The following is a 16540-nucleotide window of genomic DNA, read 5'->3' as shown; positions in this document are numbered from 1 at the left end:
GATTACCGTTTAAAATAATTATACATCACTTATTAGAAAATGTGGATAAATAATAATAAATTTGCCCTAAATTTACGTTAGAATCGTTACTGCAGAATTTCTTATTGATATAAAATTTCAAATTTGCTTTAGTAAATTTTTTGTAAATAAGCTCAAGCAAAGTCTTATTTTGAAAAACTCCACCACTTAGCAAAATCTCTTTTTTCTCACTTTTAGAAATTTCAAAAATGATATCAGCCATGCCATTTATAAATGCCGTTGCAGCCACTCTTGGCTCATCTTTTAGCGCACTTTTAAAGGCATCTTTAAAGCCGATAACTCCGTCATTTAGGCTAAATTTATAACACGCATCTAAATTTTTATCATAAAGCGCCTCAAGCCTCATACCGCTTTCGCCCTCAAAACTTGAGTGAGAAATGCCACATATTATCGCACCAAATGCGTCAAATATCCTACCAACCGAGCTAGTTTTTACTAAATTTAGCCCCTTTTGCTCCATCATCTTGAAATTTCTAAGCACCTTTTCATCAAAATTTCCTAAAAATTTACGCCCTTCGTCCTCAAGCTCATACTTCAAAATAATAGAATAAGCGATAAGATAGATATTTTTTATGCTATTTTCGCCGCCAAATAGGCTAAATTCATCAAAGTGATAAACTCTCTCGTAACTCTTTTTATCCAGCCTAAAGACCTCGCCACCCCAAATTTTGCCATCATCTCCGTATCCAGTGCCATCAAAGCAAAAGCCAAGATACTCTTTGTCAGGCAAATCATTTTCAAAGATGACACTTAGCAAATGTGCGTAGTGGTGCTGCAGATGAACTAGCTCAAAGCCCTGCTCTTTTGCCCATTTTGTATTTAAAAAATTTGGATGCAGATCAGCTATAACTTTGTCTATTTTTAGATCATAAGTCGTTTCAAAAAGGGTGAAAATATCCTTAAACCTATCAAAAGTCGCCACGTTTTTTAGATCGCCGATATATGGACTAACCATCAAAAGGCCATCTTTGTAGATGCAAAATGAGCTTTTTAGCTCCGCTCCAAGGGCTAAAAATGTCCCTTTTTGCTTGAAATTTGTATGGATGAAATTTGGATTTAGCCCGCGGCTTGTCCTTGTAAAAATCACTTCATCTCCAACGCAAAATGCGATACTATCGTCACTTGGCGAGTAAATTTCTCGGTCGTGATCAAGGTAAAAGTCTATAACCTCACCTAGTTTTTCCCTTAGCTCACTCTCATCCTTTATCACGACTTCGCCTGAGATGTTTGCGCTAGTTGCGATGATGTCGTGCTCTAAATAATCAAAAAGCAAAAGATGTATACCGCTAAATGCGAGCATAACGCCAAGCTTGTTTAAATTTGGAGCGACGCTTTTTGCGATATTTGAGCCGTTTTTTGCCTCCAGTAGGACGATCGGCTTTAAATTTGAGCTAAGAAGCTTCGCCTCTGCGTCTGAAATTTGCGCTATTTTTCTGGCGTTTTGCAAATTTTTACTCATCAGCGCAAAGGGCTTGCTTGGGCGGTGTTTTCTAGCTCTTAGCTCGCAAACTGCGGCTTCATTTGTCGCGTCGCAAACTAGATGAAAGCCACCAAGCCCCTTAATGGCTAAAATTTTACCATCATTTATGAGCCTAGCCGCCTCTTTGGCTGCTTCGTTTTTACTGGCAAGCACTTTGCCAAATTTATCTTTTAAATAGAGCTTTGGCCCGCAGTTTGGGCAAGAGATCGGCTCTGCGTGGTAGCGGCGATTAAGCGGGTCTTTATACTCGCTCTCGCAAAACTCGCACATCTTAAACTCGTTCATCGTCGTATTTACCCTGTCATAGGGCAATGCTTTGATGATGGAAAATCTCGGTCCGCAGTTGGTGCAGTTTATAAATGGGTATTTGTAGCGTGGATTTGTGGGGTCATAAAACTCGCGCAAGCAGTCATCACAAAGTGCGTAATCAGGCAAAATGGGCGCTTGCTTGGTAGCACTTTTTGAAGCGATGATCTCAAGTTTTTCATAAATTTTATCTATCTTAAATTTATGCAGTTCATCGATCCTAGCAAGGGCTGGCAGCTTCTTATAAAGCTCTTTTTCAAAAGCCAAAAAGCTGGCCTCTTCGCCGCTAAAATTTAGCTTCACGCCCTCATCATCGTTGTAAATTTCGCCAACTAGCTTAAATTTGTCCGCTAAAGTATAGACAAAAGGTCTAAAACCAACGCCTTGAACTAAGCCTTTGATCTCATATCTAAAGCTTGATCTCAATGCCAAATCCAGGGTCAAAATTTGTTTTTATATTTGGGTTTAGGTGCTTTTTTATCAAGTTGCTAACTACCTTATTATAAAATAAATCCCCGCTTAAAGTAACATTTTTAATGTTAAATTTATCTCGTTTTTCATAGCTAAAATCGCTCAGAAAATGCGCCAAAGACTCGGTGCAACCAAAGCTGATATTCTTCTCTCCAGCGCCAGCAAGGATAAATGAAATAATACTTTTTACAAACTTAACCCCGTCTAAACCAAAGTCATCTTTCATTTTATAATCTATCCTAACGCCCTTTTGACCGCTAAAATCAGCTGCCATAAGGAGCAAATTCTCCCCTGCTTTTTTAAAGTCACTGCTTAAGCCAAGCAAGCGTCCAGCTATGCAAAATAGCGAGAAAAAGCTAGCATCTGAGCTAAATTTACCGCTTGGCAGGGCGCGCTCTTTGCTAAAGTTTTCAAGTAGTCTTTCGCCGCCATCATCAGCTCTTATGAGCTCATAAATTTCTTCAAAGCTACTAAATTTTGGTAAAAATAGAAGCTGCGTTTTGCTTGATTTTGAAAGCAGGCAAATTTCATCATCGCCAAATTTGCTAAATTTAAGCCCCAAAGCCACTTCGCCCAAATAGCTAAGCTCAAATTTCTCATCTTTTGTATAAAAAAATGGGCTTAAAAGCGCGCTGTTTTCAAGCAAAGCAAGCCTTGAAAGAGCGTTTTTTTGCTCCTTTACAGAAACGCTTAAAAAGCTAAAGCACTCTTTATTTAGCTGCTCGCAAATGGCGTAAAGAAAAAGGTCATTTGGCGCCATTACGTCAAAAAATAGCGGTGCGCCCTCGTGGTTTTGCCTGTAAATGGCTGTCGTTTTTAGCGATAAAAGTGGCTTTTCAAAGCTAGCAAGCGCGATCTGCGACCTATCACCAGCTATAAAAATTTTTGGTAGCTGTTTTAAATTTACAGGCATCAAGAAATTTGCATCAAAATTTACCCCAAGAGAAATTTCATATAAATTTTCATCTTGCTCTACGCAAATGCTCTTACCATTTTTTAATAAATTTAGGCAGGTTTTTAGCTTTTCATTAAAATTATCAAGCGTTATCTCGCCATCAAATTTACTCCAAGCAAGCACGCCACTTTCATTTAAAATAGCCTTGCCATTAGCCAAAAATGCCGCCGCTTGAGATGGGCTAAGCGTGCCAAATTTTATCTTTTTAATTTCACCTGCCATGTCAAGCTCATCTGCCACATCGACCTCGCTATGCTTTATATAAAGGCTATAGGGCAAGATGACGCTTGCTCTGTCTGCTAGGGCACTAAGCTCCTCATTTGAGCCACTTACCTTTAGGTAAATTTGATCATCTTTGCAGCTTATAGAGTGCAAAAGATCTTTAGCCAATACACGTAAAAATGGCGCTAAAAAGGCTGGATCTTTAAAGCAGTCAAATTTAAAAGCAAGTATCATTTTAAACCTTTTTTGGCGTAGTCATTGAGGGTATCATTTAGTGTGAAATTTGCCACCTTTTCGCACTTAAAATCAAGCTCTTTTAAGTGCTCAATAAGCGTTTTTTCAAGGATGTTAGAAGCTTTTATCACTTCATCTGAGAGGCTAAAATTTGATGACTCTATGCGGCTAGGCACGATGCCTAAGATTTTGGTTGTCGGCCTGTCGCCTGCAAGCTCCATTAGATGAAGGGTTTGAAGCATCTCGATCTCGTGAGCTGAGCCGTCCCAGCTGATAAAATTTGGTACGTTTAGAAAGTCGAAAAAATAAACATCGCCCACGCTTGCGCCATTTGCGCTAATGCAATCAACGACGATAAGATAGTCAAATTCGCTTATAATGTGAGTTAGAGCGAGGGCTAAAGTGCCCCCGTCCATTAGAGTGAGCTCGTTTTTAGAGCTTGTAAATTTATAGTTTTTAGCCATCAAATTTACAAAATGAACACCTATGCCCTCATCAGCAAACATAACGTTGCCGATGCCAAGAACTAGCACTCTCATCAATGTTCTTTTACAAATTTATAGCCACTAACGATGGCGTCCATCGCTCCATTTTTGCCTTTAACGGCGTTAAATATCGCCATATAAACGTGAATAGGCACAAATATCATGATGATCCACATGCAAATTCTATGTATCGTTCTAACATTTGCTAGTCCGCCCATAAGCTTTTCAAAGTATCTCGCTGGCTCATATATCGCTCCGCCAAGTCCATTGTGATAAACGTGAGCGTAAAGCACTAGGCCAGTTAGGCAAATGAGCGCTAAGATGACGTAAAAGAAAAAGTATGAGGCAAACTGCAATGGGTTATAAACGCCCCTTAAATGCGGGTGCGGTCCCATAAAGATGTAGTACTTTATCTGCGCTATCCAAACTTTTGGACTTAAAAAGTCAAGCACGCTCATCCACTCTTTTTTGCTGTGTTTATCAAAGACAAATAGATAGAATTTAAAGATAAATACCGCTATTAGCACAAAGCCAGCGACCTGGTGCGCCAAACGCCACTTTGCTTGCATGAAATTTGTAGGCTCGCTCGTGATCTCTGGACTCATAAAGACATAAGAGATGTAGTAGCCACTCACAACCAAAAGCGTGATAGCTATAAATCTAATCCAGTGTGTCAGCCTAACGCCGATGGAGAATTCATATTCGCTGATCCTGTCAGGATTTTTATGTGACATCTTTTCTCCTTATAAATTTGGATTTATCTTATAAGTACTCAAATCATTTCCCTTCGTGTCCATAACATGCACGGCACACGCGATGCAAGGGTCGTAAGAGTGAATTTTTCGTATTATCTCAAGTGGTTTTGAAAGATCAGCGATCTTTAAGCCTATCAAGCACGCCTCGTAGCTGCCCATTTGACCTTTGGCGTCTTTTGGAGAGGCGTTCCAAGTGCTTGGCACGACTGCTTGCCAGTTTGAGATGACACCATCTTTTATGCGGCACCAGTGGCTTAGCGCACCTCTTGGAGCGTTGCCTTTGAAGTGACCTTTGTACTCTTTGCTATTATCTATGACATATTTTGTGCAGGTCTCTTGATCTGTCTTTAAATTTTCGATCAAGGCATTAAATGCGTCCATTGTGTGCTCTGCGACCACTTTTGCTTCAAGCATACGAGTAGCGGTTCTGCCTAGAGTTGAAAAGACTGCGTTTAGTGGCAAGCCACTCTTTGATAAGAACTCATCAACTATCTTTTTAACTCTCTCGTTGCCTTTAGCATAGTTTATGACGATGCTTGCGATCGGTCCTACTTGCATAGGCATGCCGTCATATCTTGGCGCTTTGATCCAGCTATATTTGCCCTTTGTGTCAAAAAGCTTGCTGTGAGCTAGCTTGCCCTCGCCGTCTATGCTCTCGCCATCAACAAGCCCAGTGTAGTTTGCCTCGGTCTCGCCGTCATATGGATGAAGTGCTTTGTCATTTTTATACCAAGCTCTTGTCGCCTCTTCTGTGATCTTGTCCTCGTTGATATCATAGACCTTGCTAAGATCGCCGTTTAAGATGATACCACCTTTAAATAGATGGTCATTTTTGCCGATCAAAAACTCATCGTAGCAGAATAAATTTGATACGCCAACATCGTTTAGAACGCTTGGCTCGTTTGCATAAGCCTTAGCAGCCATCAAGATATCTGGGTAGTAAGCTCTATCGACAAACTCTTTGATCTCGGCAAATTTACTCATATATTCGCCCATTCTGGCTGGATCAAGCAGGTCCATCACGCAGGTCACGCCACCAACTGTTAGGCTTTGTGGGTGTGGATTTTTCGCGCCAAAGATAGCCATCATCTGAGCTGCTGTTCTTTGGATTCTAAGGCACTCTAAATAGTGAGAGAGGACGATTAAATTTTGCTCTGGTGTAAATTTATATGTGCTATGTCCCCAGTATGCGTTGGCAAATGGTCCAAGATTGCCCTTTTTAACAAAGGCTTCAACCCTCTCTTTTACCTCTTTTAGCTTGTCAGCTCCCGTAGCAAATGGCGTGCTTGTGTATTTAAACGCCTCTTCGCTAGCTTTATGCACGTCTGCGCTTAATGCAGAGACGACGTCCGCCCAGTCAAGGCCGTGGAGCTGATAAAAGTGCACGATGTGATCGTGAAGATAGAGGGCTGCGTTCATAAGCGTTCTAGTTAGTTCTGCGTTTAGCGGTGGCTTGATACCAAGTGCATCTTCGACAGCTACAATGCCTGCACGGTAGTGTGAATATGTGCAAACGCCACAAATTCTTTGCATGAAAAAGCCAGCGTCCCTTGGGTCTCTATTTTTTACTATCTGCTCTAAGCCTCTCCAAAGAGTTGAGCCAGAGTAAGCCTCCTTTACAACGTTGTTTTCATCAACTACAACTTCTATTCTTAAATGCCCCTCGATACGTGTTATAGGGTCTATTACTATTCTTTTTTCGCTCATTTTTTCGCCTTATTCTTTATCTTTACTCATACAAGCTAGTGCAGCGTGAGCTGCTATGCCAACGCCAGCAAGTGCTAAAATGCCAATGCCGATCTTATCACTTACATTATCAGCGCCAAGCCCCAAAACAGTGTCAAATAGTCTATCAGCCATCGGCTCTTCAAATGGCCCCATCGTATCCCAGAAGTCTGGCTCAGAGCAGCCTATACAGCCGTGACCTGCTTGAACTGGCCATGATGTGTGTTGATTAAATCTCTCGCGTGAGCAGTTGTTAAATGTATATGGACCTTTACAGCCTACTTTGTATAAGCAGTAGCCATTTTTTGCGCCCTCGTCGCCAAAGCTTTGGACAAATTCGCCTGCGTCAAAGCGGCCACGTCTTTCGCAAAGATCGTGAATTCTTAAGCCGTAAGCCCATTTTGGTCTGTTATAAACATCAAGTGCAGGCAAAGTGCCAAATAGCAAGTAGTGAAGCACGTTGCCAACGATGTTTTTCTCACTTGGAGGGCATCCTGGCACATTTATGACTGGCTTATCAGTCACTTTTGAAAGACCGACAGAATTTGTTGGATTTGGCTTAGCTGCTTGGATACCGCCAAAGCTAGAACAGGTGCCAATAGCAAAGATAGCAGCTGCATTAGCAGAGGCATTTACGGCGTGAGTTTTGCCGCTTGTGCCGTGAGGTCCGACTGTTAAAAAGTGCTCAGTAGCTCCTGTTGGCACGCCACCCTCAACTAGCAAGATATATCTGCCTTTATATTTTTCTATCGCATGCTCTAAATTTTCTTCAGCCTGCCAGCCAGCAGCTGCCATGATAGTTTCGTGGTATTCAAGGCTTATGTAGTCAAATATAAGGCTATCTATACTTGGAGCGTCAGTTCTTAGTAGGCCCTCGCTACAGCCAGTGCATTCTGCCATGTGAAGCCATATCACAGGGAGCCTATCGCTTAGCTCAGCAGCACGAGCAACCATCGGTGTCATCGCGCTTGGCAATGCCATAAAAGCTGTCATCGCACCAGCCCACTTCATAAAATCACGCCTAGTAAAGCCCTTATCTTTTAAAAGCTGCGCAATACTAGTGTCATTTTTCATCTTAGGCAATGCACTAAGTTCGCTTAAGCGTCTATTGATCTTTTGACGCAAGTCATTATTCATATAAGCTCCTTCATTTGAAATTTGTTTATTTTGTATCTTATCTTTTTTAAAGAAGACAAATATTATTTTATTCTATTAATAATTATATTTAAATAAATTTTAAAATAAAATTTTAAACGCCTTGTTATCAATAATCTTAAAATATGTTAAAAAATAATATTTAGTGAGAATTTATCCTATTTTGAGAAATGATATGGCAAAAATTCTATTTTTATGAAAGTAAATATCAATTAAATTTTAATAATTTTTAAAAAATATAATTTAGTGTTTTTAAGAAGAAAGAGCTTTGAAATATAAATTTTTAAAAGCCTAAATGGGTTAAATTTAGGCTTTTAAATTTGCACTAAAATGGCCAGATAGCCTCCATAAGCCTTGTGCCCCAAGGTTTTTTGGTTGATTTGTCTAGCTCGCCCTCGGTTTTATATAAAATTTTGGCATCAGCTATGTATTTTGAGTCGATTTCGTTGTTTTGTGAGATGTCGTAAGGTCTGATGACGCCACTTACTTGCATGATCTGTTTTTCGCCGTTTATAAGTAGCTCGCGGCTGCCCTCGATGAAGTAGTTGCCGTTGTTTAATATCTTGATGATCCTAGCTGAGATGGTTGCGGTAAATTTCTCGCTTCTGTTGCTAGTGCCACTACCTGTAAATTTATTACCGCCACCTGCTTTAAAGCCGATGTCGCCGTATTTGTTTAGATTATCAGCCACGGTTGAGAGCGGTGCAGCTCCAGCTGTGAAAACGCCTCCGCCAAGCGAAATGGTGCTATCTTTGTTGGTGCTTTTGCTGCCACTTGAAATTTGACTTGCGTTTTCTGAGATGACGATGGTTACGATGTCATTTACATTCATCGCCTTTCTGTCTGAAAAAAGAGGATTTTCGCCCTTGCCAAAGAGGCTGCCGGCGTTGCTTTGACCGCTGCCACTATCTTTTGAAGGGAGTTGCTCGACATAAACTGGAGGTTTCATATTGATGTGAGGATCTGCACTTGGGGTGCAACCTGTGTAAAAAATGCCCGCAAATGTGACGAGCCATATCTTTTTATAGTTCATAAAATGCCTTAAAATAAGTATCTTTGTGCTAAGATTAAGCAATTTAAGTTCCCAAAAAGGTCACAAAATGAAAAGTTGTTACATTTTTTCAGACAAAAATCTAGCATATTTGCAGGAAATTATAGCTACAAAATTCAAAAAAGTTGAGATCTTTAAGATAACTCCAGACGAAAATGACAAAAAAAATCTAATAAATTTAAATGAAAAGGAGTTTTTTTTAAAATTTATAGATAAATTTGAAGAGCTAAAGGCCAAAAGCGACTTCGTCATAGTCGTTGGCTGTGAGGGCTTTAGCGTCTTTGGCAAGAGCGAGCTAAATTTAAAGCTAGCTAGAAATTTGAACGCGCCTGTTTTTGACGAAAACGCAAGCGAGCTAAGGGCGCTAAATTTAAACTCAAAGCTTCTAATAACTGATAAATTTGATGAAATTTTAAGCTACAAGCACGAGATCATCACGCCATTTAAATTTCAAAGCTTGCTTCTAAAAAGAGCCAAAGCGGCAAACAAAAGCGTCGTTTTACCTGAAAGTGATGATGAGAGAATTTTAAAAGCAGCTCACATCGTGCTAGAAAAAGGTGCGGCAAATATCATCTTGCTAGGGCTTGAGAGCGAAATTTCAAAAAAAGCAGCCACTTTGTGGCTAAATTTAAGCAAAGCAAAGGTGCTAAACCCAGCACAAAACGAGCTAACAGATGAATTTGCAAAGAAAATTTATGAGCTAAGAAAGCATAAAGGCGTGGACGAAGCCAAAGCAAACGCACTTGCAAAAGATAAAATTTACTTTGCCACGATGCTAATACATGAAGGCATAGCAGACGCGCTTGTAAGTGGCGCTACGATGAGCACGGCTGATACTATCCGCCCTGCCCTTCAGATCATAAAAACAAAGCCAAATGTAAGTGTGGTAAGCGGGGCATTTTTCATGGCGCTTGAAGAGGAAATTTTACTCTTTGCAGACTGCGCCGTCACGCCAAATCCAAGCAGCGATGAGCTAGCTAGCATCACGCTAAGCAGCGCTCAAACGGCAAGTGCCTTTGGTTTTAGCCCAAAGATTGCTATGCTAAGCTACTCTACTGCTGATAGTGGTAGCGGGGCTGACGTGGAGTTTGTAAAAGAGGCTGCCAAAAAGGCGAACGAGCTTGATGCGAATTTAAAGATCGCAGCGCCCATTCAGTTTGACGCGGCGGTTGATCTAAGCGTAGCTAGCAAAAAGATGCCAAATTCCGATGTCGCAGGACAGGCAAATGTATTTATATTTCCAAATTTAAACTGCGGAAACATCTGCTACAAGGCGGTTCAGCGAAGCGCAAATGCCCTAGCTGTGGGCCCAATCCTTCAAGGGCTAAAAAAACCAGTAAATGACTTAAGCCGCGGCTGCCTCGTCGAAGACGTGGTAAATACCATCTTAATAAGCGCGATACAAGCAGGAGAGTGATATGAGAATTTTAGTTTTAAACTCAGGTAGTAGCTCGATAAAATTTCAACTTTTTGAAATGCAGACAAAAACGAGCCTAGCAAGCGGTCTAGTCGAGCAAATCGGCAGCTCTAGCTCAAGGGCGGTGCTAAAGGCAAATGGCGAAGTTTATGAGATAAAACGCTTTATAAAAGACCACCACGACGGACTTGAAGCGATGAACGAACTCTTTACCACCTCGCATACATTGCACGATCTAAGCGAGCTTGACGGCATCGGACACAGGATAGTTCATGGCGGCGAGAGCTTTTTTAGCTCGATGATCGTTGATGAAAGCGTCATCAAAAAGATCGAGGAGATAAGCCCACTTGCCCCACTTCACAACCCAGGGCACCTTGCTGGCATCAAAAACGCGATGAAAGAGAGCAAAAACGTGCCTCACGTGGTCGTTTTTGATACTGTGTTTCATCAAAGCATGCCAGAGTACGCCTACCGCTACGCTCTACCCTACGACGTTTGCAAGACTCATCACATCAGAAAATACGGCTTTCACGGCACTTCGCACAGATATGTCTGTAAGCAAGCGGCAAAAATGCTTGGCATAGAGTTTGATAAATTTAACGCTATCTCGCTTCACTTAGGCAACGGCGCCTCAGCTTGCGCGGTGCAAAATGGCAAAAGCATCGACACTTCAATGGGGCTTAGCCCACTTGAAGGGCTCATAATGGGCACAAGAAGCGGCGACATGGACCCAGCCGTGGTCATCTATCTGCTAAATATCGGCGTTTTAAAGTGGAACGAGATCGATAACTTCTTAAACAAAAAGAGCGGACTTTTTGGAATTTGTGGCTCAAGCGACATGAGAGAGGTCGTAGCCAAAATGCAAAACGACGAGCGCGCAAAGCTTGCGTTTGAGATGTTTTGCTACCGAGTGAAAAAGTATATTGGCTCATACTACGCCATTTTAGGGCGTGTTGATGCGCTCATATTTACTGGAGGTATCGGCGAAAATGCGCCAAATACAAGGCAAAAAATTTGTGATGATCTAAAGCATCTTGGTATCCACATCAACCACGAGCTAAATTTCTCAAACGAGCGAGGCGAGAGGTGCATAGATGAAGAAGGTGCTAAGATAAAAACGCTCATCATCCCAACCAACGAAGAGCTTGAGATCGCCATAGAGACAGCCAGAGTGATAAAAGAGAGAACGCTTTAAGCATGAAATTTCCGCTTGACTGTAAAGAGAGTTTTGATAGCTCATTTATATTTTGGCTCACAAGATATGTCAAATTTAAACTTAGCTCGCTTTCAAACAAGGAGCTAAGAGACCCAAAGGCACTTGCAAGTGTAAATTTCGCCCTAAGCCGCGAGATAAAAAACATAGAGCAGCTTGATGGGCTGGTAAAAAGCGCAAGAAATGCAGGGCTAACTGGCATAAATACCTACTTTAACCCGCTTAAAAAGATATATGAGACGATGAAATTTTATGAGCTTAGCAGTCTAAAGCAGATCGACGAAGAGCTGCTAAGTGAAATTTTAGCCAGCACAACTGGCGGACTAAGTGATGCGAGCAAGAAAAACTACAGAATTTCAGTGATAAATTTCTTTGCATTTTTAGATAAGCAAAACGAAGAGGACGGCAAGGCTCATGTTTTTGATATAAATTTAAAAAACTGGGGCGGCGTTAGTGGCAATAAAGGGCAAAAGCTGCCTGAGTTTATGGGCGAAGAGGAGGTCAAGAAATTTCTTGAGGCGATCGAGGAGAGCGACTTTAAGCAAAACTCAAACCGCAACAAGCTCATCATCAAGGTCATTATCTTTACTGGCATTCGTGTGAGCGAGGCGCTAAATTTAAAGAGAAAAGATATCACCGAAGATGGCGATCTTTTTATCATTAGAATTCGTGGCAAAGGTAACAAATACCGCATCGTAATGATAAAGCGCCACCTAATCGAAGCTCATCTAAACGCAATCGCCATAAACTACATCAACAAAGAGGGCTATCTTTTTATAAATAAAAAAGGCACGAGGCTCACGCAAGCTTATGTTAGCCGTATCGTGGAGCAAATTTTATTTAAAGCAGGTATCAGAAAAGAGAAAAACGGCGCTCACATGCTGCGCCACACCTTTGCAACGATGCTTTATAAAAAGCAAAAAGACCTTGTGCTAGTGCAAGAAGCCCTTGGACATGCAAGCCTAAATACCTCACGAATTTACACACACTTTGATAGTGACAAGCTAAAACTTGCCGCAAAAGTGGCTGAGGACTTGGCAAACTAGCCTAAATTTAGATCAAAATTTATTCATTAATAGCGAGAAAAACATAAATTCTATCGTTTCGTCTTTGCAAGACAAGCTTTGCTCTGCTAAAAATGCTAGAAATTTGAAGATAAAAGACTTGATGAGCTAGCGTAAAAAAGATAGCGATCTTAAATTTACTTTGTCTTTTGGGTGAGGAACTTCATCTTTGATGCGCTTGACATAAACCGCTTTATGACGGGACAAATTTAGCTTAAAGCCCAAGCAATCCAAAGGCAAACGCCTATACACTCTCAACTTTATAACGAGGCAAATTTGGCTTGGAGCGCTAAAACTAGCCATTTTTCTAGCTCACGCCGTTCTTTTTGTAGTCATAACCAGTATGATGCTTGATGCTGCTATAAACACCATTAGACTAATCAGAGTAAATAGTTTTACAGTTGGTATCTTTGGCGTTGTCATAACTATTTGGCTATTGCCGATATTTTATAACCAGCAGTGCTGCAAGAAAGCAAAATTTAGAAAAAAATTTAAAAGCCATAGACGAGCAAGCCAAAAAATTACTTTGCCTCGCGGTATAAATTTAACCCTGCTTATATAAAAAGTGCGTAGTTTTATAACGCAAGATACGGCTTGTCTTTACAACTCTTTTAAATGAGCCACCTTCGTAAAGGTAGCAAAATACTAGGCATTTTGAGGCTATTTTTGCATAGACTGTAAATTAAAATTTAAACAAGGCAAATTTTATAGAGCTAAACGCCAAAACGCCTTGTGGATATGATCTTTTAAAGACCGATGAAGAGCTAGATTGCAAGCTTGCTAGTAAGATAATTTTTGCTGCATTTGACAGCGGGGCTGACTTTTTGCTTGCTAGCAATGAAGCGGAGTTTTATATCTTTGACACGCTAGCAAAAAAGCTTGAGAAGTCTGCCAACAGAAGCTTGCAAGACTTTTACATCCTAAGAGCGAGCGAGCTAATGGCGTTTGAAAATGGCGAGATACCAAGTGGGCTAAAAGAGCATGTTTTGAAGGTTGCTATTATTTAGACTTGCCTAAATTTAACATTGCAAAGCCAAATTTAAAAGCTTTAAATTTTACTTTTTAGCCCCCTCTTTTGGCTCTTCTACCGTCTTATTCGCCTCTTGCTCTTTAAACTCTTCAAAAAGCTCGTCATATCTAGCCTTAGCGTTTTCGTATACGCCATATGGCAAGGTGATATTTAGATCGTCCTTTAGGCTCATCACATCATCGCAGGCGTTTTGATAGCCAAGGTCGCAGCTTTTCATAAAATAGCTCACTCCAAGCTCGATATTTGAGTGCTTTTTTAGATCACTATCCATCTGCTCGTTTATCTCTTCATTTACAAACATATCGCCCAAAGCCTCGCACGAAAGCACATCTTTTTGCTCGCAACCATCGTAAAAAATTTCATACGCAGTTGCGTAGTCTCCGGCGTTTAGTGCCTCATTGCCCCTGTCGTAGTCATCGATGTCAAAGCCTGAGGCTAAGCTTAAGATTAGAGCTAAAAAAACTATCTTTTTCATATAAAACTCGGTGCGTCGTTTGAAAATAGTATAAGATCGCCAGCGTGCGTGTTTTGGGCTAAAATTTCTTGCATTTTGTTCTTGTCCTTTAGGATGATGATCTTTGGCTTTACGATATGTTTTAGCAGAGTTTGGGCGTTTAGCGAGCTTGTGATGATGACTAGGTCGAAAATTTCATTTATCACTTTGGCCAAATTTGCATTTTGCTCCGCATCGCTCTCGACGATGCCAGGCGTTAGCAGCACTTTTCTGCCAGTGTAGGTGCTTACAAGCTCGTAGCTTGCGCTCATGCCTGAGAAATTTCCATTAAAACTATCGTCTATTATCAGCTTGCCGCCAGCCTCGATCTTGCTTAGGCGGTGCTCGACGTTTTTCATCTTAGATAGCGCACTGTCTATCGCTTCATCGCTCATTTTTAGGTATCTTGCGACCTTGATGCAAACGGCTAAATTTGTAGCGTTAAATTTGCCAAGTAGCGGCGAGGCGTAGTTTTTGCCATCAAGCGTAAATGAAATTCCATCTAAATTTGCGTTTATATCTTTTAGGCTCTCATCGTAAATTTCTATATTTTGGCTTGGCTCTTTTTTTGTCGAGCTATGTAAAAATGCCATTTGCAAGCGAACACTTTGCAGTGCTTCAAGCTTTGTCGCGCGGATGTTATCAAGCGTTTTAAAGTACTCAATGTGTTGCGCGCCGATCTCGCCAACGATGACGATTTGTGGATTTAGAAATTTAGTGATCTCTAGGATGTCGCCCTTTAGCCTAGCGCCTGCTTCAGCGATGTAAATTTGCGTTTGCTCGCTTAAATTTTCGTTGATATCTTTGATGATGCCAGCCATTGTATTTACGCTACGAGGCGTTTTGTAGCAGACAAAGCTATCTTTTAAAATTTCAAATAAGAAATTTTTGATACTTGTTTTGCCGTAGCTTGCGGTTATCAAGATGATCTTTAGCTCTTTGTTTGCGCCAAGTTTTTTAAGCGCCTTGTTTTTAAAGCCTTGAAATTTGATCTTTTCTAAAATTTCACTAAAAAATAGGCTCACGACCAAGACAAAAAGTGGCATAGGAGCCAAAAACGCCTTGTGGATGATGAAATTTAAAGCGTAGTTTAAGATGATAGCGCAAGCAAGGATGGCAAAAAAGTGCTTTATCCTGCCAGTAAAGACTAGCTTTTTATCAAGTTTTTTATGCCACAGATAAAGAGCTGGCAAAAGCGCAAAGTAAAAGTAGATAAAAAACCACTTGCCAGTCGTGTAAAATAGCACCAAGGGCACGATGAAGAAAAAGACGTGCCAAGCGGGCTTTGTGAAGTGAAAGAGCACGCGCTCAGGCCTATATGAAAACCACTGAAAGCAAGTGATCACATAAAAAGCAAGCGCAAAGATAAATAAAACTGTGCTTAGACTTAAAAATATACTCATCTTATCTCCTCGATCCCGCTCTCATCGTCATCTAGCACGACATTTTTTGCTTCATTTGGCTCAAAATTTATCCCTTTTTCTATCTCGTCGCTTATAAATTTAGCGTGAAGCAAAAAGAAAAAGTGATCGCCACTAAGCGGGAAAAATGAGCTATTTTTGATAAGTCTATCTATGCTCTCGCCGCTTGTTACGGGCGTTGCCTTGTCATTTTCTCCCCAAAATATAAAAGCCCTGCCCCCAAAATCGGCAAAATGCTTTGTAAAATCCTCATCAACGACGTTTTTTAGGGTTTCATACATCACTCTGCTCATACCGCTCACATCTTTTGTGGCAAAGAGTTTGTAAAATTTACCAAAGCCAAATATCTTTAAAATTTTAAAAATTGCTATCTTTGCTCGCACGATAAATGGCTTTTTGACGACTATACCAGCTGAGCTTAAAAGCACTAGATATGGTGGTTTTAGAAGCGTTGCGACCTTGCCGCCAAAGCTGTGTCCTGCGATGATCTCTGGTTTTATTTGTAGCTCATCACAGAAATTTGCAACGATTTTTGCGTAGTCGCTTGTCCTTAAAGGCTTAAAAATAGAGCTTTTACCAAAGCCTGGCATGTCGATATAGACGTGGCAAAAATCATTTAGATATGCGCCAAAAGCCTTTTTCATTATCTCTTTGTTTGCGCCCCAGCCGTGCAAAAAGAGCACTATTTTTTTGCATTTTGGATTTACTACTTCGTAGCTGATCTCGTACTCGTCTGAGCCGTATTTTACTGCCCTACTCGCCATTTTCGTCTCTTTTTTTAGCAGTGTAAATGCTCTCAAGCACGCTTACAGCCTCACAAAGGCGCTCATACTCTTCCATATTTAAAAGGACTGCTTCAAATTTGTTGTTTTTAACGATGACAGCGCGCTTTAGCTCGCTAGCTCCCACGCGTGAAAGCACTGAGCTAAAATTTCTAACCACCTCAGTCGCTGTATAAATTTCATCTTTTGTAAAAGTTACCATTTTCACTCTTTATGTAAAATTTTACGTAAAATATCACAAA

Annotated in this window: 15 protein-coding genes; 4 read left to right on the top strand and 11 right to left on the bottom strand. The window is 40.8% G+C overall.

Going from position 1 to position 16540, the window contains the following annotated elements; genetic code table 11:
- Positions 1-25: 25 nt before the first annotated feature.
- The 7 genes from hypF to flgH all read right to left on the bottom strand — a co-directional run bounded on the left by hypF (position 26) and on the right by flgH (position 8860).
- Positions 26-2251 (bottom strand): carbamoyltransferase HypF, encoded by a 2226-nt coding sequence (gene hypF, locus F3G91_RS00165; RefSeq protein WP_149700323.1) that lies wholly within the window; start codon positions 2249-2251, stop codon positions 26-28.
- Positions 2235-3707, bottom strand: a complete 1473-nt coding sequence (locus F3G91_RS00160) for a hypothetical protein (protein ID WP_149700322.1) — start codon at positions 3705-3707, stop codon at positions 2235-2237. Before F3G91_RS00160 ends, hypF begins: the two co-directional genes overlap by 17 nt.
- Positions 3704-4246 carry a HyaD/HybD family hydrogenase maturation endopeptidase gene (locus F3G91_RS00155; RefSeq protein WP_149700321.1) on the bottom strand — a complete coding sequence of 181 codons (543 nt, stop codon included), beginning with the start codon at positions 4244-4246 and terminating at the stop codon, positions 3704-3706. Before F3G91_RS00155 ends, F3G91_RS00160 begins: the two co-directional genes overlap by 4 nt.
- Positions 4246-4926: a Ni/Fe-hydrogenase, b-type cytochrome subunit gene (gene cybH / locus F3G91_RS00150; protein WP_149700320.1), complete on the bottom strand. Its 681-nt coding sequence runs from the start codon at positions 4924-4926 to the stop codon at positions 4246-4248. Before cybH ends, F3G91_RS00155 begins: the two co-directional genes overlap by 1 nt.
- A 9-nt stretch (positions 4927-4935) precedes the next feature.
- Positions 4936-6654 (bottom strand): nickel-dependent hydrogenase large subunit, encoded by a 1719-nt coding sequence (locus F3G91_RS00145; protein WP_149700319.1) that lies wholly within the window; start codon positions 6652-6654, stop codon positions 4936-4938.
- Between the two features lie 9 nt (positions 6655-6663).
- Complete coding sequence (locus tag F3G91_RS00140) at positions 6664-7809, bottom strand: hydrogenase small subunit (protein WP_107937580.1); 1146 nt, start codon at positions 7807-7809, stop codon at positions 6664-6666.
- 343 nt (positions 7810-8152) lie between these two features.
- On the bottom strand, positions 8153-8860 hold the full coding sequence (flgH, locus tag F3G91_RS00135) for a flagellar basal body L-ring protein FlgH (protein ID WP_002940928.1): 708 nt from the start codon (positions 8858-8860) through the stop codon (positions 8153-8155).
- Between the two features lie 67 nt (positions 8861-8927).
- On the opposite strand from flgH, the gene pta reads away from it, so the two are divergent.
- The 4 genes from pta (at position 8928) to F3G91_RS10645 (ending at position 13579) form a co-directional block, all read left to right on the top strand.
- Complete coding sequence (gene pta, locus F3G91_RS00130; RefSeq protein ID WP_149700318.1) at positions 8928-10295, top strand: phosphate acetyltransferase; 1368 nt, start codon at positions 8928-8930, stop codon at positions 10293-10295.
- 1 nt (position 10296) lies between these two features.
- The gene (locus F3G91_RS00125; RefSeq protein ID WP_103621298.1) at positions 10297-11490 is read left to right on the top strand and encodes an acetate kinase; all 1194 of its coding nucleotides are present in this window, start codon (positions 10297-10299) and stop codon (positions 11488-11490) included.
- Between the two features lie 2 nt (positions 11491-11492).
- Positions 11493-12554, top strand: coding sequence for a tyrosine-type recombinase/integrase (locus F3G91_RS00120; protein ID WP_149700317.1), 1062 nt, complete (start codon positions 11493-11495; stop codon positions 12552-12554).
- Between the two features lie 725 nt (positions 12555-13279).
- The gene (locus tag F3G91_RS10645) at positions 13280-13579 is read left to right on the top strand and encodes an HdrB C-terminal domain-containing protein (RefSeq protein WP_411160725.1); all 300 of its coding nucleotides are present in this window, start codon (positions 13280-13282) and stop codon (positions 13577-13579) included.
- A 48-nt stretch (positions 13580-13627) separates the two neighbouring features.
- On the opposite strand, the gene F3G91_RS00110 is transcribed toward F3G91_RS10645, so the two are convergent.
- From F3G91_RS00110 to F3G91_RS00095, 4 genes are read right to left on the bottom strand one after another with little or no spacing between them, the layout of a single operon-like run.
- The gene (locus tag F3G91_RS00110) at positions 13628-14077 is read right to left on the bottom strand and encodes a hypothetical protein (RefSeq protein ID WP_149700316.1); all 450 of its coding nucleotides are present in this window, start codon (positions 14075-14077) and stop codon (positions 13628-13630) included.
- Entirely contained in the window at positions 14074-15498 is a 1425-nt protein-coding gene (locus F3G91_RS00105; protein ID WP_149700315.1) for a Mur ligase family protein, read from the bottom strand. The genes F3G91_RS00110 and F3G91_RS00105 overlap by 4 nt, the downstream gene beginning before the upstream one ends.
- Complete coding sequence (gene estV, locus F3G91_RS00100) at positions 15495-16280, bottom strand: EstV family lipase (protein WP_149700314.1); 786 nt, start codon at positions 16278-16280, stop codon at positions 15495-15497. The genes F3G91_RS00105 and estV overlap by 4 nt, the downstream gene beginning before the upstream one ends.
- Positions 16270-16500 carry a type II toxin-antitoxin system Phd/YefM family antitoxin gene (locus F3G91_RS00095; protein WP_149700313.1) on the bottom strand — a complete coding sequence of 77 codons (231 nt, stop codon included), beginning with the start codon at positions 16498-16500 and terminating at the stop codon, positions 16270-16272. The genes estV and F3G91_RS00095 overlap by 11 nt, the downstream gene beginning before the upstream one ends.
- Between the last annotated feature and the right edge of the window lie 40 nt (positions 16501-16540).

This window comes from Campylobacter concisus, from assembly GCF_902460715.1.
In the GTDB taxonomy this organism is placed as follows: Bacteria; Campylobacterota; Campylobacteria; order Campylobacterales; family Campylobacteraceae; genus Campylobacter_A; species Campylobacter_A concisus_AK.
Note: the sequence above shows the minus strand (reverse complement) of the source record. Positions and strands in the feature narration are given on the sequence as shown.